The organism is Roseomonas sp. TAS13, assembly GCF_001950415.1.
Classification (GTDB): Bacteria; Pseudomonadota; Alphaproteobacteria; order Acetobacterales; family Acetobacteraceae; genus Roseomonas; species Roseomonas mucosa.
In genome coordinates this window covers 2,501-5,768 of sequence record NZ_BDLP01000288.1, presented here as the reverse complement: position 1 = coordinate 5,768, position 3,268 = coordinate 2,501, and the positions used below count along the sequence as shown (strand labels likewise).

Sequence of the window (3,268 nt, the reverse complement as noted above, 5' to 3'; positions counted from 1 at the left end):
ATGGTGACGTGGGCGGCGATCGGGTCGGGGGGTGTGGGAGGTTCCCATCGGGCGGCCTGGCGGCGACCGACTCTCCCGCGTCTTGAGACGCAGTACCATGGGCGCTGAGGCGTTTCACGGCCGAGTTCGGGATGGGATCGGGTGTGGCAGCCTCGCTAGGGCCACCAGGCCACCGGATGGGAACCTTGGATTTGTATGTACCGACCTGATGCTGTTGGGTGATGGGAGGATCTGTGCCGGGCGGCCCTGTTGTGTGTGGGCATGCGGCGCTGGGAGGGCGATGTGTGTTCGGGTGTGATGTGTGTGTGTGTGTGAGCGGGTGCGCTTTGGTGCTGCGCGCGGTGTCCCTTGTTGGGGGGACTGCGGCGGCGGGGGAGTGATGGAGTTCGATCGGGCGATTAGGACCGCTCGGCTGCATGCATTGCTGCACTTCCACCTGCGGCCTATCGACGTGGTGGTCTTCCACGGCCCTTGGGGAGACCTGGTTTTGAGGCTGGTTTCCCGCTTAGATGCCTTCAGCGGTTATCCGTTCCGTACTTAGCTACCCGGCGATGCTCCTGGCGGAACAACCGGTGCACCAGAGGTACGTCCATCCCGGTCCTCTCGTACTAGGGACAGATCCTCGCAAGTCTCCAACACCCATGGCAGATAGGGACCGAACTGTCTCACGACGTTCTAAACCCAGCTCACGTACCGCTTTAATCGGCGAACAGCCGAACCCTTGGGACCTGCTCCAGCCCCGGGATGCGATGAGCCGACATCGAGGTGCCAAACCTCCCCGTCGATGTGGACTCTTGGGGGAGATCAGCCTGTTATCCCTAGAGTACCTTTTATCCGTTGAGCGATGGCCCTTCCACGCGGGACCACCGGATCACTAAGGCCGACTTTCGTCTCTGCTCGCGCTGTCGCGCTCGCAGTCAGGCGGGCTTATGCCTTTGCACTCAACAGCCGATGTCCGACCGGCCTGAGCCCACCATCGCGCGCCTCCGTTACACTTTGGGAGGCGACCGCCCCAGTCAAACTGCCCACCACGCAGGGTCCTGGCCCGGGCTGACCGGGCTCAGTGAGATGCCAGAAAGAAACAGGGTGGTATTTCAAGGTTGCCTCCACCTGAGCTAGCGCCCGGGTTTCGATGGCTCCCACCTATCCTACACAGTTCCTTCCTGGCACCACTGCGAAGCTGCAGTAAAGGTTCATAGGGTCTTTCCGTCTGACCACGGGTACCCCGCATCTTCACGGGGAATTCAATTTCGCTGAGTCTATGCTGGAGACAGTGGGGAAGTCGTTACACCATTCGTGCAGGTCGGAACTTACCCGACAAGGAATTTCGCTACCTTAGGACCGTTATAGTTACGGCCGCCGTTTACCGGGGCTTCGGTTCGATGCTTGCACATCTCCCCTTGACCTTCCGGCACCGGGCAGGTGTCAGACCCTATACGTCATCTCTCGATTTCGCAGAGCCCTGTGTTTTTACTAAACAGTCGCTACCCCCTGGTCTGTGCCACCCCACCTTGCTTGCGCAAGAAGGGGTCTCGCTTATCCCGAAGTTACGCGAGTAATTTGCCTAGTTCCTTCAGCATAGTTCTCTCAAGCGCCTCGGTATTCTCAACCAGTCCACCTGTGTCGGTTTCGGGTACGGTCTTTATCGACAGCGCTGTTTCCTGGGCTGCTCTGGCTGCCGCCCCAATCCGATAAGGGGCAACAACGCTTTGCAGCCGTCACGTCTGTCAGGCCCAGGAATATTCACCTGGTTCCCATCGACTACGGCTTTCGCCCTCGCCTTAGGGGCCGGCTCACCCTGCGCGGATTGACCTTGCGCAGGAACCCTTGGACTTTCGGCGACAGGGGTTCTCACCCTGTTTATCGCTACTCATGTCCGCATTCGCACTTCCGATACCTCCAGCAGCCCTCACGGGTCTGCCTTCGCAGGCCTACGGAACGCTCCGCTACCACGCATGCTTGCGCATGCATCCACAGCTTCGGCACGTGGCTTGAGCCCCGTTACATTTTCGCCGCAAGACAGCTATTAGACCAGTGAGCTATTACGCTTTCTTTAAAGGATGGCTGCTTCTAAGCCAACCTCCTGGTTGTTTTGGCCGTCTCACATGCTTTCCCACTTAGCCACGATTTGGGGGCCTTAGCTGGTGGTCTGGGCTGTTTCCCTCTCGACAATGGACCTTAGCACCCACTGTCTGTCTGCCGTCCTGTACTCTTCGGCATTCGGAGTTCGGTAGGGTTTGGTAGGGCTTTGGGCCCCCCTAGCCCTTCCGGTGCTCTACCTCCGAAGGTAATCGGACGACGATCTACCTCAATAGATTTCGCGGAGAACCAGCTATTTCCGAGTTTGATTGGCCTTTCACCCCTAGCCACAGCTCATCCCCGACTTTTTCAACAGGCGTGGGTTCGGCCCTCCAGTGGGTGTTACCCCACCTTCAGCCTGGCCATGGCTAGATCACTCGGTTTCGGGTCTTCTGCCGGCAACTCAAGCGCCCTTATCAGACTCGCTTTCGCTGCGCCTACACCTCTCGGCTTAAGCTTGCTGCCAACAGAAACTCGCGGACCCATTATACAAAAGGTACGCCGTCACACCTCCCATGATTGAACATTGGGGTGCTCCGACTGCTTGTAGGCGCTCGGTTTCAGGTCTCTTTCACTCCCCTCGTCGGGGTGCTTTTCACCTTTCCCTCACGGTACTTGTGCACTATCGGTCGCCAAGGAGTATTTAGGCTTGGAGGGTGGTCCCCCCACGTTCAGACAGGGTTTCACGTGCCCCGCCCTACTCGAGGATCCTGCAAGACACTACGCCTACGGGGCTATCACCCGCTCTGGCCGGCCTTTCGAGACCGTTCGGCTTCTTCTTGCACAATCACTGGCCTGCTCCGCTTTCGCTCGCCACTACTCGCGGAATCTCTGTTGATGTCTTTTCCTCCGGGTACTGAGATGTTTCAGTTCCCCGGGTTTGCCTCCGGCACCTATGAATTCAGTGCAGGATCTCCCATACGGGAGGGGTTTCCCCATTCGGACATCCGCGGATCAACGATCGCTCGCATCTCCCCGCGGCTTTTCGCAGCGTGCCACGTCCTTCATCGCCTCTTGGCGCCAAGGCATCCACCGAACGCCCTTCTGTCACTCTATCTCTCTCCCGCCGCCGCCCGCGCGCAGAACCAAGGCGCACCGGTCAGGCAGCGAGCGTGTCACCGAGGCACTCGCTCAGTCACTCACACTCATTCACTCGATAACTTGCTCTCTCAGGCACGTCGCCTTCCAG

At 59.0% G+C, this 3,268-nt stretch carries 2 rRNA genes; both read right to left on the bottom strand.

Annotated elements, in window-relative coordinates:
• Positions 1-54: 54 nt before the first annotated feature.
• A 5S ribosomal RNA gene (rrf, locus tag ROTAS13_RS18270) occupies positions 55-169 on the bottom strand.
• A 207-nt stretch (positions 170-376) separates the two neighbouring features.
• Positions 377-3,136 (bottom strand): 23S ribosomal RNA (locus ROTAS13_RS18265).
• Positions 3,137-3,268: the final 132 nt, after the last annotated feature.